Below are 22,404 nucleotides of genomic sequence, written 5' to 3'. Positions count from 1 at the left end.
TCTGTCTCTAACGTTTCGGCATAAACTGCCTGAATAATTCGCGGCTCTTTAAGGGCTTGCCGCCAAGATACGGCTTGAGGGCAATACGGGTAAAGCGTTTTGCAGCGCGCAGTGTGTCCTGATCAGGAAACTCGCGCTCATACAGCGCCCGGAGATGACGACCGGTAAACGTGCTGTTATCGATTACGATGCTGGCAATAAAACCTTTTTCTTCCCGATAACGGTAGGTCATCGTGTCCTCGACCTCGTCTCCGCTCCCCGCACAATGCAGAAAATCGACGCCATATCCCAGATGTCCCAGCAGCGCCAGTTCGAAACGACGCAGCGCAGGTTCGGGGGTACCGGTGGTACCCGCCAGCGCCTGAATACAGTGCAGATAATCGAAGAAAAGTTCAGAGAAGCGAGTCTCATGTTCAAGAACGCGCGAGATGAGTTCGTTGATATACAAACCGCTGTACAGCGTGATACCTGAAAGGGGAAGTGCCAGAGAGACGGCTTCGGCACTGCGCAGGGTTTTGACCTCCCCTCGCCCACCAAAACGAACCAGCAAGGGAGTGAAAGGCTGTAAGGCACCTTTCAGGTTAGAACGTTTGGAACGTGCGCCTTTCGCAACAAGGCGCACGCGGCCCGACTCTTCCGTGAAGACGTCCAGCATGAGGCTGGTTTCGCTCCAGGGACGACTATGCAGGACAAAGGCACGCTGCCATCCATCCATCATACTCGTCGTCTTGAGTTATTGGTCTTCGCCGTAACCGAGGCTGCGCAGAGCACGCTCGTCATCGGCCCAGCCAGATTTCACTTTCACCCACAGTTCCAGGTGAACCGGGGCTTCGAACATCTCCTGCATGTCTTTGCGGGCTTCAATGCCGATGGTTTTGATCTTGGCACCTTTATTGCCAATGACCATCTTCTTCTGCCCTTCACGCTCAACGAGGATCAGGCCATTGATATCATAACCGCCGCGCTCGTTGCTCTGGAAACGTTCGATTTCTACCGTCACGGAGTATGGCAGCTCAGCACCGAGGAAACGCATCAGCTTTTCACGGATGATCTCAGAAGCCATAAAGCGCTGGGAGCGATCGGTAACGTACTCTTCCGGGAAGTGATGGATCGCTTCCGGCAGATGCTTACGCACGATGCCCGCGATGGTATCCACGTTCAGACCGGTCTCGGCAGACAACGGCACGATGTCGAGGAAATTCATCTGGCTACCGAGCCACTGCAGATGCGGCAGCAGGTCAGCCTTTTCCTGTACGTTGTCCACTTTGTTGACCGCGAGGATGACCGGCGTTTTACCGTCACGCAGTTTGTTCAGCACCATTTCGTCGTCCGGCGTCCAGCGGGTGCCTTCAACAACGAAAATGACCAGCTCAACGTCGCCAATAGAGCTGCTTGCCGCCTTGTTCATCAGGCGGTTAATGGCGCGCTTCTCTTCCATGTGCAGGCCTGGCGTATCGACGTAAATCGCCTGATACGCGCCTTCAGTATGAATGCCGACGATGCGGTGACGCGTGGTCTGCGCCTTACGCGAGGTGATAGAAATCTTCTGCCCGAGCAGATTATTCAGCAGGGTGGATTTGCCGACATTCGGACGTCCGACGATGGCAATAAATCCGCAATAGGTTTTTTCTTCGCTCATTCCAGCTCCAGCATTTTCAACGCCTGTTCGGCGGCAGCCTGTTCAGCCTTACGACGGCTAGAACCTGTGCCCACCACCGGTTCACTCAGGCCACTGACCTGGCAATGGATGGTAAATTCCTGATCGTGCGCTTCACCACGTACCTGCACCACCAGATAGGATGGCAGCGGTAAATGACGCCCCTGCAAATATTCCTGCAAACGCGTTTTCGGATCTTTTTGTTTATCGCCCGGACTGATTTCGTCCAGACGGGTCTGATACCAGTTCAGGATCAGCTTTTCTACGGTCTGGATATCGCTGTCCAGGAACACGCCACCAATTAATGCTTCGACCGTATCGGCAAGAATCGATTCACGACGGAAACCGCCGCTTTTCAATTCACCTGGCCCAAGACGCAGACATTCGCCCAGTTCAAATTCGCGCGCGATTTCCGCAAGGGTATTACCCCGAACCAGCGTGGCACGCATGCGGCTCATATCACCTTCATCCACACGCGGGAAACGATGATAAAGCGCATTCGCAATCACGAAACTTAAAATAGAGTCACCTAAAAATTCGAGGCGCTCATTATGTTTGCTGCTGGCACTGCGATGGGTTAATGCCTGTTGCAACAACTCCTGATGATGAAAAGTGTAGCCCAGCTTCCGTTGAAGCCGATTAATTACGATGGGGTTCATGCGATACCAATAAATGAATGCGTCAAAAATGCAGCACACGAAACCGACCTGAGAAAACCAACGCGGTTTCGTGTGCCGTGGCACCTTTGCAGGGCCAACCTTAAACTTCGGGGGAATATTCTATACACAACGACAGGGGATGTCGTTAGTTCGAAGAGATTTATCGCTGAAATAATTCACGTAGCCGCTAATTAAAGCGGCTACGCGTTCATTTAATGAGAATTAATGGATTCCGCCAATACGATTCAGGCGTACGCCGGTCGGCCATTCACCTTCCTGCTTCTCAAAACTCATCCAGATTGCGGTCGCTTTACCCACCAGATTCGCTTCAGGTACAAAGCCCCAGTAACGGCTGTCCGCAGAATTATCGCGGTTATCACCCATCATGAAGTAGTGTCCCGGAGGCACAATCCAGCTTGCCAGCTGCTGACCCGGTTGCTTGTAATACATACCCAGCTGATCCTGCGCAATCGGCACGGTCAGGATACGGTGTGTCACATCACCCAGCGTCTCTTTACGCTCAACCAGACGAATACCGTTCTCTTTGGTTTCACCTTTCGGTACCTGGAAGAACCCGCTGGTCGCCTCGCCGCCGTTACGACGGGCAAAGGTCTGGACAAAATCACTTGGCTCAACGTTTGAGTAGGTGATTGGCAGCGCGTTCTCACACGCCGTACCGGAGCTGCAGCCCGGCTGAACGGTGACTTCCTTCGCAACCGGATCATAAGTGACCTTATCACCCGGCAGACCTACCGCACGCTTGATGTAGTCCAGGCGCGGATCTTCCGGATATTTAAACACCACGATGTCGCCACGTTTTGGATGACCCGTTTCGATCAGTGTTTTCTGATAGATAGGATCTTTGATGCCGTAGGCAAACTTCTCAACCAGAATAAAATCACCAATCAGCAGCGTTGGCATCATTGAACCTGACGGGATCTGGAACGGTTCGTAAATAAACGAACGTACCACCAGCACAATCGCCAGCACCGGGAATACCGAGGCTCCTGTTTCCAGCCAGCCCGGTTTCGGGCCGACTTTCTTCAGCGTTTTCGCATCCAGCTGATCGCCTGTGGCTGCCTGAGCGGCAGCCTGGCGTTCACGGCGTTTTGGGGCGAAGATAAACTTATCCAGACACCACAACAGACCTGTCACCAGGGTAGCAATGACCAGGATCAGGGCAAACATGTTCGCCATGCCAACTCCTTAGGGTTATTTGCTGTCTTTACCAACATGAAGGATGGCAAGGAATGCTTCCTGCGGCAGCTCGACGTTACCGACCTGCTTCATACGCTTCTTACCTTCTTTCTGCTTCTGCAGCAGCTTTTTCTTACGGCTGACGTCACCGCCATAGCACTTAGCCAGTACGTTTTTACGCAGCTGTTTTACGGTAGAACGGGCAATAATGTGGTTGCCAATGGCTGCCTGAATCGCGATATCAAACTGCTGACGCGGGATCAGGTCTTTCATCTTCTCAACCAGTTCACGACCACGATATGGTGCATTGTCGTTGTGGGTGATCAGTGCCAGCGCATCCACGCGCTCGCCGTTGATCAGCACGTCCACACGTACCATGTTGGAGGCCTGGAAGCGTTTGAAGTTGTAATCCAGTGACGCATAGCCACGAGAGGTAGACTTCAGACGATCGAAGAAGTCGAGTACCACTTCCGCCATCGGGATTTCATAGGTCAGCGCCACCTGGTTACCGTGGTAAACCATGTTGGTCTGCACACCACGCTTCTCGATACACAGCGTAATGACGTTACCCAGGAACTCCTGCGGCAGCAGCATGTGACACTCAGCAATCGGCTCGCGCAGTTCGTGAATGTTGTTCAGCGGTGGAAGCTTGGACGGGCTGTCGACGTAGATCACTTCTTTCGAGGTGGTTTCAACTTCATAGACTACGGTCGGTGCAGTGGTGATCAGATCCAGATCGTATTCACGCTCCAGACGCTCCTGAATGATCTCCATGTGCAGCAGGCCGAGGAAGCCGCAGCGGAAGCCGAAGCCCAGCGCCGTAGAGCTCTCTGGCTCATAGAACAGTGAGGCGTCGTTCAGGCTAAGCTTACCGAGTGCATCGCGGAAGTTTTCGTAGTCGTCAGAGCTGACCGGGAACAGACCCGCGTAAACCTGCGGTTTCACCTTTTTAAAACCTGGCAGTGCTTTATCTGCCGGGTTACGTGCCCCCGTCAGGGTATCGCCCACTGGCGCGCCGAGGATATCTTTGATTGCACAGACCAACCAGCCTACCTCGCCGCACTTCAGCTCGGTACGGTCAACCTGTTTTGGCGTGAAGATGCCCAGACGATCCGCGTTGTAAACTTGCCCGGTACTCATTACCTTGATTTTGTCGCCTTTACGCATGGTGCCGTTTTTAATACGCACCAGGGAGACAACGCCAAGGTAGTTATCAAACCAGGAGTCGATGATCAGCGCCTGCAGTGGGCCATCCGGGTCACCTTCAGGGGCCGGGATATCACGAACCAGACGTTCCAGAACATCGGTCACGCCCACGCCCGTTTTAGCGGAGCAGCGTACTGCATCAGTCGCGTCGATACCGACAATATCTTCAATCTCTTCCGCTACGCGCTCAGGATCAGCGGCTGGCAGGTCGATCTTATTCAGAACCGGCACAACTTCGAGATCCATTTCCATCGCGGTGTAGCAGTTTGCCAGGGTCTGGGCTTCTACGCCCTGCCCGGCATCCACCACCAGCAGCGCGCCTTCACAGGCTGCCAGCGAGCGTGATACTTCATAGGAGAAGTCAACGTGGCCTGGGGTGTCGATAAAGTTTAACTGATAGGTTTCACCATCAGCCGCTTTGTAATCCAGCGTGACGCTCTGCGCTTTAATGGTGATACCGCGTTCGCGTTCCAGGTCCATGGAGTCCAGAACCTGGGCTTCCATTTCACGATCAGACAGGCCACCGCAAATCTGGATAATACGGTCAGACAGCGTCGACTTACCGTGGTCAATGTGAGCAATGATCGAAAAGTTACGTATGTTCTTCATATAGTTAAATAATTATGCCTTACGAATTCCTGGAGGCCGCTGTTCTTAGCCTGACGTTTTTCAGTGCGAAAACGCAGCATTCTACACTACATCCTCGCTACCTGGAAATGCACTTAGAGACAGGTATAGCGTGAAGAAAGGACGTTTTCTGTTTTAGGACGTAAATAATGATAAAGCCCGATGGATCACCGGGCCTCAGAAGAGAGCGTCTCAACACGAAGCTGGTCTGGCGCCAGCCCAACGCTGAGAATGACAGGCTGCCACTCTTCGCGGGCAGCAAGCTTCGGAGAGAAACCTTTAGCAAGCCAGAATCCTCCTGCGCCACCTAAAGCGGCGCCGCACATGGCGGCCACATCAGTACTAAACAACGTCTGAAATATGCCGCCCATGATAAACAGTCCGACCAGCGGGGAGAGATAAACCAACATGGCCGAACTGAGCAGGCTGCCTTCCGCAATCCCCAACTCCACCTTCTGTCCCGCCATCAACGGCTGTTCGCTTGGCACAGAAATCGTGTGCGACGTTTGTGGCCCGAGCTTATTCAGCACGCGACTGCCGCAGCCAGCTCTGGACGCGCAACTATTACATGATGCTTTGACATCACAGCTCACCAGCGCAATGCCGTTCTGCCACGATACAACCGTAGCCCACTCTTTAATCATTGTGCGGCCCTGAATTTTATGCTGTCAGAAATGCGTTTTGCCGTCTGCGGAGGTAACTCACCCACAATCGTGATCTCTGCGTTATCGCGTACCGTGGTGCTGACAGTACGACGTCCGGTACGAAGCATTTGTTCAGAACTGTTTGCCGTTGCGCGGTTGATATTCACCGAGAAGCTGAATAATCCATCGGAATAAAGACGCGATTCAACGGGAGTCTCAATGGTTGGCAACTGACGACGGCTGCTTGAGACTTCACTAAACCCTTGTGGGATCCAGGAAGGTACCCAGTTGAAATTAACGGAGTCACCCGCCGGAACAGAAAGCAGTGGCGGCAGACTGGCTTTAGCCAGATTCTGCATGCTGTTTCCAACCTGATTGTTCACATTGAAGGAGATAACGCGGAACTGTTCCAGCGTTTCACCGTCACGGTCAAGCAGGTCTACACGCATCGGAAGTTTGGTTTCTGCGTCAATCCAGACGATATAGCTGTAGCGTGTTCCGTCCCGGGCAACAACGCGGATCACCTCGCACAATCTGTCCGCAATGCGCGTACGCCCTACCGAAATAAAATCGTAATAAGGGGCAAGCCGCTTAAAGTCGGTGTAAATAAGTGACGGCAGAGAATCAACGATATAGTCGCCATTCAGCGTGAAAGGTTCCAGACCAGGTTCGAAATAACTGATTTCGTTACCACGCTGAACAACTTCCCGACGCGGGCCATCCATCTGTAAAAGCTGGGCGAGCGGCTGGTTATCAAGACGGGCATGTCGATAGCGTAACGACTCGACGCCCTGCTTATTGATGCTGATAAATGCCAACTCATAATTGAGTGACTGGCTAGCCTGATTCATTTGCTGCAACAACGCCCCGGATGAAACATCAGCCGAGGCGTTGGCAGAGAAGAACAGGCTACCCGCCATCAGAGACATGGCGAACCAAAGTTGCTTCATTACTGCGATTGCGTTCCTAAAGTTTGGTTTCCGGGCACCTGCACAGCAGCTTGCTGTGTTTGTGCCTGCTCAAACTGAAGCTGTTCAGAGTGCAGACGACGCTGCAACTCATAATCCTGCAACATCGCATTAATGCGACGGCGCTGCTCCTGAACCTGCTGTTGCTGACCGCCGCTGGCGGAGGCATCAGCCGGTACACCCAGACTCACCGGGCTGGCTTTGCCCATCATCGGCAGTGTGTTAAACACTGGCGCTTCTGGCTGCTGATTAGTTTCAGACTGAGTATTATAGTGCTGGACGCCAACGATAACTGCAAGCGATACACATGCAGCCACCCCCATTTGGGTGAGCTGGCTAGCCCATGGACGCACCTTCTGCCAGAACGGCATTTTCTGCCACTGGTGAGGCGCTGGTTGAGCTTCAGGAATCAGCGGAGTGGTCTGATGAACAGGCTCATTCTCAATGGCCGCCATCACGCGGGCTGAGATATCGAAATGGAGAACCTCGCCGGTGTCACCACGAAGAGTGTCACGGATGAGATGGTAACTCTCCCAGGTCTCTTGCATTTCGGGAGAATGAGACAGCTCGTTGAGCAGCTCACTATCCAGCGTTTCACCATCCATTAAAGCGGAAAGTTTTTCTTTCTGCATGCCTAATACCTTTTCCAGTATCCCGCTATCGTCAACGCCTGATAAGCGGTTGAACTTTATTATCAATAGCTTCTCGCGCACGGAAAATTCGTGAACGTACCGTACCGACCGGACAATCCATGATAGCGGCTATCTCTTCATAGCTCAGACCATCCAGCTCCCGTAACGTAATTGCCATGCGTAAATCTTCCGGGAGCGACTCGATCGTGCGAAAAACGATTTGTCTCAGTTCTTCTGACAACATTAAGTTCTCAGGGTTCGAAATTTCTTTCAATGCGCCGCCACTTTCGAAGTTTTCGGCGTCGATTGCGTCCACATCACTTGAAGGTGGACGACGTCCCTGAGCGACCAGATAATTCTTTGCCGTATTGACTGCAATACGGTACAGCCAGGTATAAAAAGCACTATCCCCCCGGAAAGAATCCAGCGCGCGATAGGCCTTGATAAAAGACTCTTGTACTACATCAGGCACATCACCTGACGGTACATAACGGGAAACCAGGCTCGCCACTTTATGCTGGTAGCGCACCACCAGTAAGTTAAAGGCTTTCTGATCTCCCTTCTGGACCCGTTCAACCAGGACCTGGTCCGTTAACTGCTCGCTCATCCGAGGTAATGTCTCCCCAAACCTAAATTCCACGCGTTATCGAAACGCCACTCTAGAAATACCGCACTTTGAGCAAGCACCGAATTAGAGTGTCTGATCTTCAATAAGTTCCGTAACGCCTTTGTTTTTGTTCATCGCGCCGCAGACTGTTCATTTTCTCTCATTATAAGTCTGTTCACGATACGCACCACTTTCTGACAAGAAACATCTTTTTTCCCGCCAGAAGAGTAACGCAACCCAGGCTTTATTTCACCACAAAATCTGACACTAACGATCTGCTTCGCAAAATAATTTCATTCATTTACCTCCTGTTTACGCCACCTTACGAGTTTAGTCATTGCAACAGTCTTTAAAAAAAACGTGCGATATCTCGCATTCAGGTGCTATTCTGACCAAACACTGTTTAGTAAATTAAACAAAAATCATGAACACAACACCTGAACTTCATTGTGATGTACTGATCATCGGCAGCGGTGCTGCCGGTCTCTCTCTGGCGCTGCGTCTGGCCGAGCATCAGAACGTTATTGTTCTGAGTAAAGGGCCGATAAGTGAAGGTTCCACATTTTATGCCCAGGGCGGTATTGCCGCTGTGTTTGACGAGACAGACAGCATTGCATCACACGTTGAAGATACGTTGATTGCCGGCGCCGGGATCGTGGATAAGCATGCCGCAGAGTTTGTCGCCAGTAATGCCCGTCATTGCGTTCAATGGCTCATCGACCAGGGGGTATTATTTGATACCCAGGTTCAGCCCAATGGCGAAGAGAGCTATCACCTTACTCGAGAAGGCGGTCATAGCCACCGTCGCATCCTGCACGCCGCGGATGCCACAGGTAAAGAGGTTGAAACTACGCTGGTCAGTAAGGCTCTTAGTCATCCTAATATTCGGGTCCTTGAGCGGAGTAATGCCGTTGACCTGATTATTTCCGACAAAATTGGTTTGCCCGGCACACGTCGTGTCGTGGGTGCCTGGGTCTGGAATCGTAATAAAGAGAAAGTTGAAACTTGTCAGGCGAAGGCTGTCGTACTGGCTACAGGCGGCGCCTCCAAGGTGTATCAGTACACCACCAACCCGGACATAGCCTCCGGAGACGGTATTGCCATGGCCTGGCGCGCCGGTTGTCGCGTGGCGAACCTCGAATTTAACCAGTTTCACCCGACCGCATTGTTCCACCCTCAGGCACGCAACTTCCTGCTCACGGAAGCGCTGCGCGGAGAAGGTGCTTATCTGAAACGCCCTGACGGCTCACGCTTTATGCCGGACTTTGATGCCAGAGGTGAACTCGCGCCACGTGACATCGTTGCCCGAGCCATCGACCATGAAATGAAACGTCTTGGCGTGGACTGTATGTATCTCGATATCAGCCATAAGCCCGCAGAGTTCATTCGCCAGCACTTCCCGATGATTTACGAAAAGCTGCTGAATCTGGGCATTGATTTAACCCGTGATCCGGTGCCCATTGTACCTGCCGCCCACTATACCTGTGGTGGCGTAATGGTTGACGATCATGGACGTACGGATGTAGATGGCCTGTATGCTATCGGTGAGGTCAGCTATACCGGACTTCACGGTGCGAACCGTATGGCCTCTAACTCACTGCTTGAATGTCTGGTGTACGGCTGGTCAGCGGCGGAAGATATCACAAAACGCATGCCTTACGCCCGCGAGACAGAGCACCTGCCTGCCTGGGATGAAAGCCGCGTTGATAACCCGGACGAATTGGTCGTGATCCAGCACAACTGGCATGAGCTACGGCTGTTTATGTGGGACTACGTAGGGATTGTGCGCACAACCAAACGACTTGAGCGCGCATTGCGCCGGATCACTATGCTCCAGCAGGAAATTGATGAGTATTATGCCAATTTCCGCGTATCTAATAATTTGCTGGAGTTGCGCAATCTGGTTCAGGTAGCCGAACTGATTGTACGCTGCGCGATGATGCGTAAAGAGAGCCGCGGGCTGCACTATACCCTGGATTACCCGGATCAGCTTGCTGAATCCGGCCCGTCGATACTCGCCCCGCAGGTTTACATAAACAGATAAAACGCCTGGGTCAGAGCAGTGTAATCTTCGGAATAACGCTGGTCTGGCCCACGGATCACCATTCTGTCATTAAAACATTCACCTTCTTTTGGTGATAACGCCAGCAGTACACGGTGCGGCAGTCGACCTTCCGTATCCGAAATATCAGTACGCAGACGTAGCGTCCAGCCAATCTCCTGGGCGATACCGATGAACGTATTGCCCGTACTCTCAGGCAGAACGACACAGAAAAAACCTTCTTCGGAGATGAGTTCTGCTGCACTGGTGAGTAGCGCTTTATGGTTGAGGGAGCCGGTATAACGGGCCTGTTCACGCTCCGGTGAACCGCACTCAACGCCGGGCTCGTAGTAGGGAGGGTTGCTGAGGATCAGATCGTAACGCGCGGTTTGTTCAGGCGCCCAGGTCAGCACATCTGCACATTCCACTTTCATCCGTTCAGCCCAGGGTGATTCGGCCGCATTTTCACGCGCCTGCTCTGCGGCCTGCGCATCCAGTTCAACCGCATCAATCGTGACATGCTCTTCCGTACGCTGCGCCAGCATCAACGCCACCAGCCCGCTGCCGGTACCGATATCAAGAATACGCTTAACACCTGCGACAGGTGCCCAGGCTCCCAGTAAGATACCGTCAGTACCGACTTTCATGGCACAGCGATCGTGAGCGACAAAAAATTGTTTAAATGTAAAACCATCGCGGCGCAACTGCGCTTTGAGTTGAGACATGTCAGGGCAACCTTCTAAGTGAAACTGGAGTAGCATAGGGGAAAGCGAGGTGACCGAAAAGCGATATCCATACAAACAGATGAAGATTACAGCCGTAACGTCTATAATCAGCGCCCCACACAGAGGTAGAACATGACTGTAACGACTTTTTCCGAACTTGAACTCGATGAAAGCCTGCTCAATGCTCTTGAGAGCAAAGGCTTTACACGCCCGACCGCCATTCAGGCAGCGGCCATTCCGCCTGCGCTTGAGGGCCGCGATGTGCTCGGTTCTGCGCCAACCGGCACGGGGAAGACAGCAGCCTATTTGCTGCCTGTGTTGCAGCATCTGCTCGATTTTCCACGTAAAAAATCAGGCCCGCCGCGTATTTTAATCCTGACGCCTACGCGCGAGCTGGCAATGCAGGTTGCCGATCACGCACGCGAACTCGCAGCGAATACACATCTGGATATCGCCACCATCACCGGCGGCGTTGCGTATATGAACCACGCCGAAGTGTTCAGCGAAAACCAGGACATCGTCGTCGCAACGACTGGCCGTCTGCTGCAGTATATTAAAGAAGAGAACTTTGACTGCCGCGCCGTGGAAACACTGATTCTGGACGAAGCCGATCGCATGCTGGACATGGGCTTTGCCCAGGATATCGAACACATCGCGGGTGAGACGCGCTGGCGTAACCAGACGATGCTGTTCTCCGCTACCCTCGAAGGGGATGCGATCAAAGATTTCGCAGAGCGTCTGCTGGAAGATCCGGTAGAAGTCTCTGCCACGCCGTCCACGCGCGAGCGCAAGAAGATCCATCAGTGGTATTACCGTGCAGACAACCTTGAGCACAAGGTTGAGTTGCTCAAGCACCTGCTGAAGCAGGAAGATGCCACCCGCACTATCGTTTTTGTGCGTAAGCGCGAACGTGTGCATGAGCTGGCTGAAATGCTGCGCAATGCCGGGATCAATAACTGCTATCTTGAAGGCGAGATGGCACAGATCAAACGTACCGAAGGCATTAAGCGCCTGACCGATGGCCGCGTTAACGTGCTGGTTGCGACTGACGTTGCCGCACGCGGGATCGACATCCCGGACGTCAGCCACGTCATTAACTTCGATATGCCGCGCAGCGGAGATACCTACCTGCACCGAATTGGCCGTACCGGCCGCGCGGGCCGTAAAGGTATTGCTATTTCACTGGTCGAAGCACATGACTACCTGTTGCTGCAGAAAATTGGCCGCTATGTGGATGAGCCATTGAAAGCGCGCGTTATTGATGGCCTGCGCCCGACAACACGTGCGCCGAGTGAAAAAATGACGGGTAAACCGTCCAAGAAAGCGCTCGCGAAACGTGCTGAGCGAAAAGAGAAAGAAAAAGAGAAGCCACGCGTGAAGCAACGTCACCGCGATACCAAAAACATTGGTAAGCGCCGTAAGCCAAGCGCTGCCGCGCAGGAAACGAAGACTGAAGAGTAATAAAAAGCCGGGGAAAATCCCCGGCTTTTTTTATTCTGCCCCCATGGCTGAAACCATTACAGGCTTTCAGTAAAGGTACGAGCGATAACGTCGCGCTGTTGTTCTGGAGTCAGAGAGTTGAAACGTACCGCATAACCAGAAACGCGGATGGTCAACTGAGGATACTTCTCCGGATGCTCAACCGCGTCCATCAGTGTTTCACGACGCAGCACGTTAACGTTCAGGTGCTGACCACCTTCCACACGCACTTCCGGTTTCACTTCCATTGGGATTTCACGGTATTCAATTTCGCCCAGCTTGCTCACCGGAACGATTTCATCTTCAGCAAAACCTGCTTTCGCGACGACACAGCGTGCTTCGTTTTTCTCGCTGTCCAGCAGCCAGAAAGAGTTGAGCAGATCGTCATTTGCAGCTTTAGTAATCTGGATACCTGTAATCATGTATTGCCTCCCTTAGGCTACATTAACTGATGCCGGCCTTTTCAGGCCAATTGGTAAAACCAATGTTTCTTGTGTGTATATATATCATTCGCACCCCGGTGATTTATTGATTTAAATCAACAAAAACACCAACCACACAAAGAGTGTGGTCTGCATTTATTGTTTTAGATCAATTTCATTACCTTACCAATTCAATATTACCTGCATCATTTCAAAATAAATTGAGGGGCTTACGGTCAATTTCTGCCTGTAATTTTGCACCCAGGAATTTAACGGGTAAGCTAGGCGCAGATGAGATTCGCAGGAGAGCGAGATGACGACACCTTTAACATGGCACGACGTGCTGGCCGAAGAAAAACAGCAGCCCTATTTTATTAATACTCTCAGCACCGTTGCGACAGAGCGGCAATCTGGCCAGACGATTTATCCGCCACAGAAAGATGTTTTCAACGCATTTCGCTATACCGAATTAAGCGATGTCAAAGTCGTTATCCTCGGACAGGATCCTTACCATGGCCCAGGGCAGGCGCACGGGCTGGCATTCTCTGTACGCCCGGGCGTGGCTATCCCCCCTTCTCTGCTGAATATGTACAAAGAGCTTGAGGGAACGCTGCCCGGGTTTACCCGCCCTACTCACGGTTACCTGGAAAGCTGGGCGCGCCAGGGCGTGCTGTTATTGAATACGGTGCTTACAGTACGGGCAGGTCAGGCGCACTCACACGCAAGCCTGGGCTGGGAAACGTTTACAGACAAAGTCATCAGCCTGATCAACGAGCATCGTGAAGGCGTGGTATTTTTGCTCTGGGGTTCTCACGCGCAGAAGAAAGGAGCGATTATCGACCGGCAGCGTCATCACGTGTTGAAGGCGCCGCACCCGTCACCGCTGTCTGCCCATCGGGGTTTCTTTGGCAGTAATCATTTTGTTCTGGCGAATGAATGGCTGGAAAAACGTGGCGAAACGCCAATTGACTGGATGCCTGTATTACCGGCAGAGAGCGAGTAGTTTGAGTTTGTATGCCCGGTTCACCGGGCATACAAAAAGCATGCAGTCTTACGCCTTGTTCTGGCGCCACCACTCGGCCAGCAATACGCCAGTCGCAACGGATACGTTCAGACTTTCCACATTGCCTGTCCCGTCGATAGAGACACTCAGATCCGCACTGGAGAGCGCCGCGTCTGACAGACCATCGCGCTCCTGACCCAGCACCAGCACCATTTTACGCGGCAGTGTCGCTTTAAACAGCGGCGTACCGGCATGGCTCGAGGTGGTCACGATGGAATAGCCCGCTTTACGGAACTGCTCAATAGCATCCAGAACGCTATCACCGGTGATCGGCTGAACGTGCTCAGCACCACCTTCTGCAGTACGGATCGCCGCACCTGATTCCAGCAGTGCAGCATCCTGCAACAGCACGCCTTTCACGCCGAAGTGCGCGCAGCTACGCATCATCGCACCCAGGTTATGCGGGTTGCCCACATCTTCCAGCGCCAGCACGCAGTCATCAGCCTCTGCCTGGCTGACCCATTGCTGAACGGTAGTGCCGTTACGTTTTTTGATCAGGAAGCAAACACCACCGTGGTGTTCGGTACCGGACGCTTTGGTCAGCTCGGCATCATCTACCACGTGATAGGCTTTACGGTTTGCGGCCATCCAGCGCAGCGCTTCTTTAAAGCGTGGGGTCACACTCTGAATAAACCAGGCGCGGACGATGCACTCAGGACGGCTCTGGAACAGAGCCTGGCAGGCATTCTCGCCATACACGCGAGTCTCTTCAGCCCGCTGACGACGCAGCACTTCCGGGTCGATAAAGCTTTTACCGCTGATACCACCGTGATCGGCTTTTTCTGGCGTCTCATCGCCAGGCGCGCGAGAAACGGTACGCCACGGGGATGAGTTATCACGTGAGAAGTCATCACGTGGACGGTCATCACGTTTGCGGTCATCACCGCGGTTATTTCTGTCATCGCGGGCGGGGCGACGGCCACCGTCTGCACGAGAAGACGCCGGACGCCCGCCACCTTTTCCGGTACGCGGATTTTGGGTGCGTTTATCAGAGTCATCATCACTGCGGACATACATCACTTTGACCTTGCCGCTTTTGTTTTTCATTTCGTCGTTCATGCTTTTCTCCACCAGCGCTGCGCGAAGCGCGCAGATTACCCGATGTGCCAGCGCATAGCCATAATTTCGTACAAAAGCCTGTGACTATTGTTCTCATTGAATAAAACGCATTGTTGTTTCAAACAGGCTCATTGATAATATGTAACATATTAGAAACATTATCGGCGTTTGCCGCTGTCCCACGGCTCTATCAGAGGTTAGTTATGAATACCGTATGTGCCAACTGTCAGGCTCTCAATCGCATTCCGGATGATCGAATTGAAGATGGTGCGAAATGCGGACGTTGTGGCCATGAATTGTTTGATGGCGATGTCATTAACGCAACGGGTGCTACGCTGGACAAACTCCTCAAGGATGACCTTCCTGTAGTAGTCGACTTCTGGGCGCCATGGTGCGGCCCATGCCGTAGCTTCGCACCGATCTTCGAAGATGTGGCAGAAGAGCGTAACGGGAAAATGCGGTTCGTTAAGGTCAATACCGAAGCTGAACCCGAACTGAGCGCACGTTTTCGTATTCGCAGCATCCCGACCATTATGATTTTCAAAAAGGGTGAAGTGATCGATATGCTCAACGGTGCGGTTCCAAAAGCACCTTTTGAAAGCTGGTTAAACGAGTCGCTGTAACATTCACGGGGCACATCTTGTGCCCCGTTCCCGCCTCTGCGAAAATAGGGTTTTCCCTGCATTTCGCCCATGACTGATAACGCTGTTCTTCAATTACGTGCCGAACGCCTTGCGCGCTCAACGCGTCCCTTTCTTGCCCGTGGCAATCGAATCCGTCGTTGCCAGCGATGCCTGCTGCCGCTAAAGGTTTGCCTGTGTGAGACACTGGCCCCGAGTACAGCGGAGAGCCGTTTTTGTCTGGTTATGTTCGATACCGAGCCGATGAAACCCAGTAATACGGGCCGCCTGATTGCCGATATTCTGCCTGATACCACTGCGTTTCAGTGGTCGCGCACGGAGCCACCACAGGCCCTGCTCGACGCAGTGACAAACCCGGACTATCAGCCCATGGTCGTTTTCCCGGCCTCTTATGCAGGCGCCGATCGTCAAGTGCTTTCGGCTCCACCATCCGGTAAACCGCCCCTGTTTATTATGCTGGATGGTACCTGGACCGAAGCACGAAAAATGTTTCGTAAAAGCCCTTATCTTGACGCACTGCCGGTGATTTCTGTCGATCTTTCCCGGGTCTCCGCCTACCGCCTGCGTGAAGCGCATGCCGACGGGCAATACTGCACTGCCGAAGTGGCCATTGCGCTTCTGGATTTAGCAGGCGATACCGCAGCGGCAGGCGCCCTGGGCAACCATTTCTTCCGCTTTCGCGAGCGCTATCTGGCGGGAAAAACCGTTCATAAGGGCAGTATCACAGCAACAGAGACAGAAAGCGTTTAAAATCATCAGGTCGCTTGCATTCACAGGAGGCCTGCATGAGCCAGAGAGGGTTAGAAGCGCTATTACGTCCTAAATCCATTGCCGTTATCGGCGCCTCAATGAAACCGGATCGTGCAGGCTATCTGATGATGCGCAACCTGCTAGCCGGAGGGTTTAATGGCCCTGTTATGCCCGTGACACCTGCCTACAAGGCAGTTCAGGGAGTACTTGCCTGGCCGGATGTGCAGAGCCTGCCTTTCGTACCCGATCTTGCCGTATTGTGTACCAATGCGAAACGAAATCCGGAACTGCTGGAATCACTCGGTAAAAAAGGGTGTAAAACCTGCATAATTCTCTCGTCTCCACCTGAACAACAACCAGAGCTGCTGGCATGCGCCAGTCGTTATCAAATGCGCATCCTTGGGCCAAACAGTCTTGGTCTGCTCGCCCCCTGGCAGGGGCTGAATGCCAGCTTCTCCCCTGTACCAATCCGTAAAGGTAAACTCGCGTTTATCTCGCAATCTGCGGCGGTATCGAACACCATCCTCGACTGGGCTCAGCAACGTGAAATGGGGTTTTCCTACTTCATTGCCCTGGGTGACAGCCTGGATATTGACGTTGATGAGCTCCTTGATTTTCTGGCTCGCGACAGTAAAACCAGCGCAATCCTGCTTTACCTTGAGCACCTCAGCGATGCCCGTCGTTTTGTATCGGCTTCACGAAGCGCCTCGCGCAATAAACCGATCCTGGTGATCAAAAGTGGGCGTAGCCCTGCAGCCCAGCGACTTCTGCAGTCGCATTCCGGTATGGATCCTGCGTGGGACGCCGCAATTCAACGTGCGGGTTTACTGCGCGTACAGGATACACACGAGCTTTTTTCCGCCGTAGAGACGCTAAGCCATATGCGCCCATTGCGTGGTGAGAAGTTAATGATTGTCAGTAACGGTGCCGCCCCTGCTGCACTCGCGCTGGATGAACTGTGGCGGCGCTTCGGTAAGCTGGCAACGCTGGGTGAAGAGACGCTGCATCGTCTGAGAGAAGCTCTCCCGACGAGTGTGACGCCTGACAACCCGCTTGACTTACGTGATGACGCCAACAGCGATCGCTATATCAAGGCCATCTCGATTTTGCTGGATAGCCAGGATTTCGACGCACTGATGATTATCCACTCCCCCAGCGCGGCCGCTCCGGGTAGTGAAAGTGCGCGTGCACTCATTGATACCGTGCGCAATCATCCACGTGGCAAATATGTCACTTTACTGACCAACTGGTGCGGTGAGTTTTCCTCTCAGGAGGCGCGCCGCTTGTTTAGTGAAGCTGGTCTGCCAACCTATCGTACTCCGGAAGGCACCATCACTGCATTTATGCATATGGTCGAGTATCGCCGTAACCAGAAACAGTTACGCGAAACCCCGGCGTTGCCCGGTAATTTGACGGCGAACACCGTCGACGTTCACCGTCTTTTGCAACAGGCTATTGAAGAGGGTGCGACGACGCTTGATACGCATGAAGTTCAGCCCATTCTCGGTAGTTACGGAATGCAAACCCTGCCCACCTGGATTGCCAGTGACAGTGCTGAAGCTGTGCATATTGCCGAACAAATTGGCTATCCGGTTGCCCTTAAGTTGCGTTCACCGGATATCCCGCATAAGTCTGATATTCAGGGGGTGATGTTATACCTGCGTACGGCAACGGAGGTTCAGCAAGCAGCAGATGCTATTTTCGACCGGGTCAAAATGGCCTGGCCGCAGGCAAGGATCCACGGGTTGCTGGTGCAAAGTATGGCTAACCGCGCAGGTGCTCAGGAGCTACGGGTGGTGGTTGAACACGATCCCGTGTTTGGTCCGCTCATCATGCTGGGAGAAGGCGGCGTTGAGTGGCGTCCGGCAGAACAGGCAGTGGTTGCGTTGCCTCCGCTGAACATGAACCTGGCGCGTTATCTGATCATTCAGGCTATAAAAAGCAGAAAGATCCGTGGCCGCAGTGCGTTACGTCCGCTTGATATTGCCGGATTAAGTCAATTCCTGGTGCAGGTGTCTAACCTGATAGTTGATTGTGCTGAGATCCAGCGGCTGGATATCCACCCCCTTCTCGCCTCCGGTAATGAGTTTACGGCACTGGACGTGACGCTGGATATCGCGCCATTCGAAGGTGACAGAGAGAGCCGTCTGGCGATCCGTCCTTACCCGCTGCAACTGGAAGAGTGGGTAGAGATGAAAAATGGGGAACAGGCATTGTTCCGCCCAATTCTGCCAGAGGATGAGCCGCAGCTACGGGCTTTTATCTCTCAGGTCACGAAAGAGGATCTTTACTATCGCTATTTTAGTGAAATCAACGAATTTACCCACGATGATTTAGCCAATATGACCCAGATCGACTACGATCGAGAAATGGCTTTTGTCGCCATTCGTCGTTCCGATAAGGGTGATGAGATCCTTGGCGTAACGCGTGCTATTTCTGATCCGGATAATGTTGATGCGGAGTTTGCTGTGTTGGTGCGCTCTGATCTAAAAGGCCTGGGTCTGGGGAGACGACTGCTGGAAAAACTCATCAGTTATACGCGAGATCACGGATTGTTACGCCTGAATGGCATTACTATGCCTAACAATCGCGGTATGGTGACCCTGGCGCGAAAACTTGGATTTGATGTTGATATTCAACTGGACGAAGGTATTGTTGCCTTGTCCCTCAACCTGACATCAGCAGATAAACACGAGTAAGCTACTGGAAATGTTACCCACTTTGGACGGGACTGGTGGTATCATTGTCCGCTTATGTTGTTTGCATGGTACAGACAACCCTTCAATGAACAGAGAAGAAACGCACTGTGATGTTGTCAAAATTTAAGCGTAATAAACATCAACAACACCTTGCTCAACTACCGAAGATTTCTCAGTCAGTTGATGATGTAGAGTTCTTTTACGCTCCCGCTCATTTTCGGGAGACGCTTCTGGAAAAGATTGCCAGTGCCACGCGACGCATTTGCATTGTGGCACTGTATCTGGAACAAGACGAAGGCGGGCGCGGGATCCTGAACGCGCTCTATGAAGCCAAACGTCAACGTCCTGAACTTGATGTTCGCGTGCTGGTTGACTGGCATCGCGCTCAGCGTGGTCGTATTGGCGCTGCCGCTTCAAACACCAATGCTGACTGGTATTGCCGCATGGCGCAGGAGAATCCTGGCGTCGATGTTCCTGTTTATGGTGTGCCTGTTAATACCCGCGAAGCGCTCGGCGTCCTTCATTTCAAGGGTTTCATCATTGATGACAGCGTACTTTACAGTGGTGCTAGTCTGAATGATGTTTACCTCCATCAGCTCGATAAGTATCGCTACGACCGCTACCATCTGATTCGTAATCCTCAGATGGCCGATATCATGTTTAACTGGGTTGATAAAAATCTGGTTCATGGCCGTGGTGTAAATCGCCTTGACGATCCAGAGCGCCCTAAAAGCCCGGAAATCAAAAATGATGTTCGTGCATTCCGCCAGGAGCTGCGCGATGCGGTCTATCATTTCCAGGGGGATGCAAACAACGAAGAGTTATCCGTTACCCCGCTGGTAGGGCTCGGTAAATCAAGCCTGCTAAATAAAACGATCTTCCATCTGATGCCGTGTGCAGAGCAGAAACTCACCATCTGTACACCGTACTTCAACCTTCCTGCCGTGCTGGTGCGTAATATCATTCAGCTGCTGCGCGATGGTAAAAAAGTGGAAATCATCGTTGGGGATAAAACGGCTAACGACTTCTTTATTCCTGAAGATCAGCCGTTCAAAATTATCGGTGCGCTACCTTACCTCTATGAGATTAACCTGCGTCGTTTCCTGAGTCGTTTACAGTATTACGTAAACACTGACCAGCTGGTTGTGCGTCTGTGGAAAGATGAAGACAACACCTACCATCTCAAAGGAATGTGGGTCGACGATGAGTGGATGCTGCTGACCGGTAACAACCTGAACCCGCGCGCGTGGCGACTGGATCTGGAAAATGCTATCCTGATCCATGACCCGCAACATGAGTTAGCCGCAAAACGTGAGCGTGAGCTGGAGCTGATCCGCACACATACCACTGTGGTTAATCATTATCGCGAATTGCAGAGCATTGCCGATTATCCGGTGAAAGTCCGCAAGCTTATCCGCCGTTTACGTCGTATCCGTATCGACCGACTTATCAGCCGTATTCTGTAATGTCCAGGCCCTGCCACTCGCAGGGCTTTTTTATGGGGCCCGTTGATGCGTATTCCTCTGTTTCTGAGCGTCCTCTTTCTGAGTGGCTGTAGCCATATGGCAAACGATAGCTGGTCCGGTCAGGATAAAGCCCAACATTTCCTCGCTTCCGCGATGTTGTCCGCAGCCGGTAATGAATATGCTCAACATCAAGGGTATAGCCAGGATCGTAGCGCGGCGATAGGGTTAATGTTCTCAGTAGGTCTGGGGGCATCTAAAGAATTGTGGGATAGCCGCCCCGCAGGGAGCGGCTGGAGCTGGAAAGATTTCGCCTGGGATGTTGCCGGCGCAACGACCGGCTATGCCGTGTGGCAGATAGCGCACTATTAAAGCCGGATGCCTTTCCCTTTGCGATGAAGCATCAGGGAAACAATAAAGGCCAGCGCCCCCATTGCAGTGACGTACCAGAAGAATGTTGTTTCACTTCCCCATGATTTAAGAGACAACGCAACATACTCCGCAGATCCGCCAAACAACGCATTGGCTACCGCATAAGAGAGCCCTACTCCTAAAGCACGTACCTGCGCCGGGAACATTTCGGCTTTCAGTATCCCACTGATTGAGGTATAGAAACTAACAATCACCATCGCCAGCATAACCAGCGCAAATGCTGCATACGGCGAGGAAACATGCTGAAGCGCAGTCAAAACCGGAACGGTACAGAGCGCAGACAATCCGCCAAAAATGAGCATCGAGGTACGTCGGCCAATTTTGTCCGAGAGCGCACCGACAATCGGCTGTATGAGCATAAAGACAAAGAGCGCTACAGTCATGACGACGCTGGCGACGTTGGCGTGCATTCCGGTGGTATTCACCAGGTACTTTTGCATATAGGTGGTGAAAGTATAGAAACTGAGAGAGCCACCCGCAGTAAAGCCCAGCACCATCAGGAAAGCTTTGCGGTTACGCCATAACCCTTTGAAGGTCCCGGCTTCCTTCAGCGTCCTGACCTCTTTCTGAGAGGTTTCATCCAACTGCCGGCGTAACCAAAGTGCGACAACTGCCAGTACTGCGCCCATTGCGAAAGGAATTCGCCATCCCCAGGCGTGAAGTTGTTCGTCCGTCAGAATCTGCTGCAGAATAACCACCACAAGAATGGCCAGAAGTTGACCACCAATAAGCGTGACATACTGGAAGGAGGCGTAAAATCCTTTACGACCTTCCAGAGCAATCTCACTCATGTAGGTCGCACTGGTGCCGTATTCGCCCCCCACCGATAACCCCTGGAATAAACGGGCCAGCAAAAGTAGCGCGGGAGCCCAGGTTCCAATGGATTCATATCCTGGCAGGCAGGCGATCACCAGAGAGCCAAAGCACATCATACAAACCGAGATAAGCATTGAGGCCTTACGCCCGCGACGATCCGCAATGCGGCCGAACAACCAGCCCCCGATCGGTCGCATCAGGAATCCTGCAGCAAAAACCCCTGCCGTTTGTAGAAGCTGCGTCGTGGTGTTGCCGGAGGGAAAGAAAATATGTGCGAAGTAGAGTGAACAGAATGAGTAGACATAAAAGTCAAACCATTCAACCAGATTCCCTGAAGAGGCGCTGATAATTGCCCATACCCTTCTTCGGGTATCACTGGCAGCCAGCGTCCCGTTTGATGCAATGCTTTCTGTCATTGTGATTATGCTCCTGCCATAAACTGCGGCGTATTGAGTCAGCAAACTCAATTACCTCGTAAATGAAATGTTATAATTTTGTTATAAATAACATTGAGACAGCGATCACACATTCCATTAGCAGGATAAGGGATTAAGAGAAAGGCCAGATGAAGAAAAGACAAAGCAAAAAACCCCGTACCTTACGGTACGGGGTTCTTC

Annotated in this window: 22 protein-coding genes; 8 read left to right on the top strand and 14 right to left on the bottom strand. The window is 52.4% G+C overall.

What is annotated here, in order from left to right; all coding sequences use genetic code 11:
* Nucleotides 1-7 precede the first annotated feature (7 nt).
* The 10 genes from recO to rseD form a co-directional block, all read right to left on the bottom strand.
* Nucleotides 8-715, bottom strand: a complete 708-nt coding sequence (gene recO / locus HED65_RS03580) for a DNA repair protein RecO (protein WP_108090941.1) — start codon at nucleotides 713-715, stop codon at nucleotides 8-10.
* Nucleotides 716-733: 18 nt separating this feature from the next.
* Complete coding sequence (gene era, locus HED65_RS03575; RefSeq protein WP_049005958.1) at nucleotides 734-1,639, bottom strand: GTPase Era; 906 nt, start codon at nucleotides 1,637-1,639, stop codon at nucleotides 734-736.
* On the bottom strand, nucleotides 1,636-2,316 hold the full coding sequence (gene rnc, locus HED65_RS03570) for a ribonuclease III (RefSeq protein ID WP_003860711.1): 681 nt from the start codon (nucleotides 2,314-2,316) through the stop codon (nucleotides 1,636-1,638). The genes era and rnc overlap by 4 nt, the downstream gene beginning before the upstream one ends.
* Nucleotides 2,317-2,538: 222 nt before the next feature.
* Nucleotides 2,539-3,513 (bottom strand): signal peptidase I, encoded by a 975-nt coding sequence (gene lepB / locus HED65_RS03565; protein ID WP_028016059.1) that lies wholly within the window; start codon nucleotides 3,511-3,513, stop codon nucleotides 2,539-2,541.
* Nucleotides 3,514-3,528: 15 nt separating this feature from the next.
* Nucleotides 3,529-5,328 carry a translation elongation factor 4 gene (gene lepA / locus HED65_RS03560; RefSeq protein WP_028016058.1) on the bottom strand — a complete coding sequence of 600 codons (1,800 nt, stop codon included), beginning with the start codon at nucleotides 5,326-5,328 and terminating at the stop codon, nucleotides 3,529-3,531.
* 185 nt (nucleotides 5,329-5,513) lie between these two features.
* Entirely contained in the window at nucleotides 5,514-5,990 is a 477-nt protein-coding gene (gene rseC, locus HED65_RS03555; protein WP_114977479.1) for a SoxR-reducing system protein RseC, read from the bottom strand.
* Nucleotides 5,987-6,940 carry a sigma-E factor regulatory protein RseB gene (rseB, locus tag HED65_RS03550; protein ID WP_049005955.1) on the bottom strand — a complete coding sequence of 318 codons (954 nt, stop codon included), beginning with the start codon at nucleotides 6,938-6,940 and terminating at the stop codon, nucleotides 5,987-5,989. Before rseB ends, rseC begins: the two co-directional genes overlap by 4 nt.
* Entirely contained in the window at nucleotides 6,940-7,590 is a 651-nt protein-coding gene (rseA, locus tag HED65_RS03545; protein ID WP_014832926.1) for an anti-sigma-E factor RseA, read from the bottom strand. The genes rseB and rseA overlap by 1 nt, the downstream gene beginning before the upstream one ends.
* A gap of 31 nt (nucleotides 7,591-7,621) precedes the next feature.
* Nucleotides 7,622-8,197, bottom strand: a complete 576-nt coding sequence (gene rpoE / locus HED65_RS03540) for an RNA polymerase sigma factor RpoE (RefSeq protein WP_006176728.1) — start codon at nucleotides 8,195-8,197, stop codon at nucleotides 7,622-7,624.
* Nucleotides 8,194-8,277, bottom strand: coding sequence for a rpoE leader peptide RseD (rseD, locus tag HED65_RS22905; RefSeq protein ID WP_223605340.1), 84 nt, complete (start codon nucleotides 8,275-8,277; stop codon nucleotides 8,194-8,196). Before rseD ends, rpoE begins: the two co-directional genes overlap by 4 nt.
* 344 nt (nucleotides 8,278-8,621) lie before the next feature.
* Between rseD and nadB the strand changes: the two genes are divergently transcribed.
* Complete coding sequence (nadB, locus tag HED65_RS03530) at nucleotides 8,622-10,241, top strand: L-aspartate oxidase (protein WP_114977477.1); 1,620 nt, start codon at nucleotides 8,622-8,624, stop codon at nucleotides 10,239-10,241.
* On the opposite strand, the gene trmN is transcribed toward nadB, so the two are convergent.
* Nucleotides 10,226-10,963 (bottom strand): tRNA(1)(Val) (adenine(37)-N(6))-methyltransferase TrmN, encoded by a 738-nt coding sequence (trmN, locus tag HED65_RS03525; RefSeq protein WP_114977476.1) that lies wholly within the window; start codon nucleotides 10,961-10,963, stop codon nucleotides 10,226-10,228. The genes nadB and trmN overlap by 16 nt on opposite strands.
* 132 nt (nucleotides 10,964-11,095) lie before the next feature.
* On the opposite strand from trmN, the gene srmB reads away from it, so the two are divergent.
* Entirely contained in the window at nucleotides 11,096-12,424 is a 1,329-nt protein-coding gene (srmB, locus tag HED65_RS03520; protein WP_041908660.1) for an ATP-dependent RNA helicase SrmB, read from the top strand.
* Between the two features lie 56 nt (nucleotides 12,425-12,480).
* Here srmB and grcA read toward each other — a convergent pair whose 3' ends face one another.
* A complete protein-coding gene (gene grcA, locus HED65_RS03515) occupies nucleotides 12,481-12,864 on the bottom strand; it encodes an autonomous glycyl radical cofactor GrcA (RefSeq protein ID WP_008502190.1) in 384 nt (127 codons plus the stop codon).
* A 313-nt stretch (nucleotides 12,865-13,177) separates the two neighbouring features.
* On the opposite strand from grcA, the gene ung reads away from it, so the two are divergent.
* Complete coding sequence (ung, locus tag HED65_RS03510; RefSeq protein WP_028016052.1) at nucleotides 13,178-13,867, top strand: uracil-DNA glycosylase; 690 nt, start codon at nucleotides 13,178-13,180, stop codon at nucleotides 13,865-13,867.
* 48 nt (nucleotides 13,868-13,915) lie between these two features.
* On the opposite strand, the gene HED65_RS03505 is transcribed toward ung, so the two are convergent.
* Nucleotides 13,916-14,986, bottom strand: coding sequence for a tRNA/rRNA methyltransferase (locus tag HED65_RS03505; protein ID WP_114977475.1), 1,071 nt, complete (start codon nucleotides 14,984-14,986; stop codon nucleotides 13,916-13,918).
* A gap of 203 nt (nucleotides 14,987-15,189) precedes the next feature.
* Here HED65_RS03505 and trxC point away from each other — a divergent pair, with 203 nt between their 5' ends.
* The 5 genes from trxC to HED65_RS03480 all read left to right on the top strand — a co-directional run bounded on the left by trxC (nucleotide 15,190) and on the right by HED65_RS03480 (nucleotide 20,911).
* Nucleotides 15,190-15,609, top strand: a complete 420-nt coding sequence (gene trxC / locus HED65_RS03500; protein ID WP_028016050.1) for a thioredoxin TrxC — start codon at nucleotides 15,190-15,192, stop codon at nucleotides 15,607-15,609.
* 69 nt (nucleotides 15,610-15,678) lie between these two features.
* A complete protein-coding gene (tapT, locus tag HED65_RS03495; RefSeq protein ID WP_114977474.1) occupies nucleotides 15,679-16,377 on the top strand; it encodes a tRNA-uridine aminocarboxypropyltransferase in 699 nt (232 codons plus the stop codon).
* A gap of 35 nt (nucleotides 16,378-16,412) precedes the next feature.
* Nucleotides 16,413-19,076, top strand: a complete 2,664-nt coding sequence (locus HED65_RS03490; protein WP_114977473.1) for a bifunctional acetate--CoA ligase family protein/GNAT family N-acetyltransferase — start codon at nucleotides 16,413-16,415, stop codon at nucleotides 19,074-19,076.
* A gap of 110 nt (nucleotides 19,077-19,186) precedes the next feature.
* Nucleotides 19,187-20,542: a CDP-diacylglycerol--serine O-phosphatidyltransferase gene (gene pssA, locus HED65_RS03485; protein WP_028016047.1), complete on the top strand. Its 1,356-nt coding sequence runs from the start codon at nucleotides 19,187-19,189 to the stop codon at nucleotides 20,540-20,542.
* Nucleotides 20,543-20,587: 45 nt separating this feature from the next.
* The gene (locus HED65_RS03480) at nucleotides 20,588-20,911 is read left to right on the top strand and encodes a YfiM family lipoprotein (RefSeq protein ID WP_114977472.1); all 324 of its coding nucleotides are present in this window, start codon (nucleotides 20,588-20,590) and stop codon (nucleotides 20,909-20,911) included.
* Here HED65_RS03480 and HED65_RS03475 read toward each other — a convergent pair.
* Nucleotides 20,908-22,203, bottom strand: coding sequence for an MFS transporter (locus tag HED65_RS03475; protein WP_114977471.1), 1,296 nt, complete (start codon nucleotides 22,201-22,203; stop codon nucleotides 20,908-20,910). The two genes, HED65_RS03480 and HED65_RS03475, sit on opposite strands and share 4 nt — an antisense overlap.
* Nucleotides 22,204-22,404: the final 201 nt, after the last annotated feature.

Origin of the sequence: Pantoea sp. LS15 (genome assembly GCF_012241585.1) — a bacterium.
In the GTDB taxonomy this organism is placed as follows: Bacteria; Pseudomonadota; Gammaproteobacteria; order Enterobacterales; family Enterobacteriaceae; genus Enterobacter.
This window is presented reverse-complemented; position numbering and strand designations above follow the sequence as displayed.

Excerpts from the sequence above, each read along its gene's own strand:
- recO (WP_108090941.1), bottom strand. The coding sequence starts at position 715 with ATGGATGGATGGCAGCGTGCCTTTGTCCTGCATAGTCGTCCCTGGAGC.
- era (WP_049005958.1), bottom strand. The coding sequence starts at position 1,639 with ATGAGCGAAGAAAAAACCTATTGCGGATTTATTGCCATCGTCGGACGT.
- rnc (WP_003860711.1), bottom strand. The coding sequence starts at position 2,316 with ATGAACCCCATCGTAATTAATCGGCTTCAACGGAAGCTGGGCTACACT.
- lepB (WP_028016059.1), bottom strand. The coding sequence starts at position 3,513 with ATGGCGAACATGTTTGCCCTGATCCTGGTCATTGCTACCCTGGTGACA.
- lepA (WP_028016058.1), bottom strand. The coding sequence starts at position 5,328 with ATGAAGAACATACGTAACTTTTCGATCATTGCTCACATTGACCACGGT.
- rseC (WP_114977479.1), bottom strand. The coding sequence starts at position 5,990 with ATGATTAAAGAGTGGGCTACGGTTGTATCGTGGCAGAACGGCATTGCG.
- rseB (WP_049005955.1), bottom strand. The coding sequence starts at position 6,940 with ATGAAGCAACTTTGGTTCGCCATGTCTCTGATGGCGGGTAGCCTGTTC.
- rseA (WP_014832926.1), bottom strand. The coding sequence starts at position 7,590 with ATGCAGAAAGAAAAACTTTCCGCTTTAATGGATGGTGAAACGCTGGAT.
- rpoE (WP_006176728.1), bottom strand. The coding sequence starts at position 8,197 with ATGAGCGAGCAGTTAACGGACCAGGTCCTGGTTGAACGGGTCCAGAAG.
- nadB (WP_114977477.1), top strand. The coding sequence starts at position 8,622 with ATGAACACAACACCTGAACTTCATTGTGATGTACTGATCATCGGCAGC.
- trmN (WP_114977476.1), bottom strand. The coding sequence starts at position 10,963 with ATGTCTCAACTCAAAGCGCAGTTGCGCCGCGATGGTTTTACATTTAAA.
- srmB (WP_041908660.1), top strand. The coding sequence starts at position 11,096 with ATGACTGTAACGACTTTTTCCGAACTTGAACTCGATGAAAGCCTGCTC.
- grcA (WP_008502190.1), bottom strand. The coding sequence starts at position 12,864 with ATGATTACAGGTATCCAGATTACTAAAGCTGCAAATGACGATCTGCTC.
- ung (WP_028016052.1), top strand. The coding sequence starts at position 13,178 with ATGACGACACCTTTAACATGGCACGACGTGCTGGCCGAAGAAAAACAG.
- HED65_RS03505 (WP_114977475.1), bottom strand. The coding sequence starts at position 14,986 with ATGAACGACGAAATGAAAAACAAAAGCGGCAAGGTCAAAGTGATGTAT.
- trxC (WP_028016050.1), top strand. The coding sequence starts at position 15,190 with ATGAATACCGTATGTGCCAACTGTCAGGCTCTCAATCGCATTCCGGAT.
- tapT (WP_114977474.1), top strand. The coding sequence starts at position 15,679 with ATGACTGATAACGCTGTTCTTCAATTACGTGCCGAACGCCTTGCGCGC.
- HED65_RS03490 (WP_114977473.1), top strand. The coding sequence starts at position 16,413 with ATGAGCCAGAGAGGGTTAGAAGCGCTATTACGTCCTAAATCCATTGCC.
- pssA (WP_028016047.1), top strand. The coding sequence starts at position 19,187 with ATGTTGTCAAAATTTAAGCGTAATAAACATCAACAACACCTTGCTCAA.
- HED65_RS03480 (WP_114977472.1), top strand. The coding sequence starts at position 20,588 with ATGCGTATTCCTCTGTTTCTGAGCGTCCTCTTTCTGAGTGGCTGTAGC.
- HED65_RS03475 (WP_114977471.1), bottom strand. The coding sequence starts at position 22,203 with ATGACAGAAAGCATTGCATCAAACGGGACGCTGGCTGCCAGTGATACC.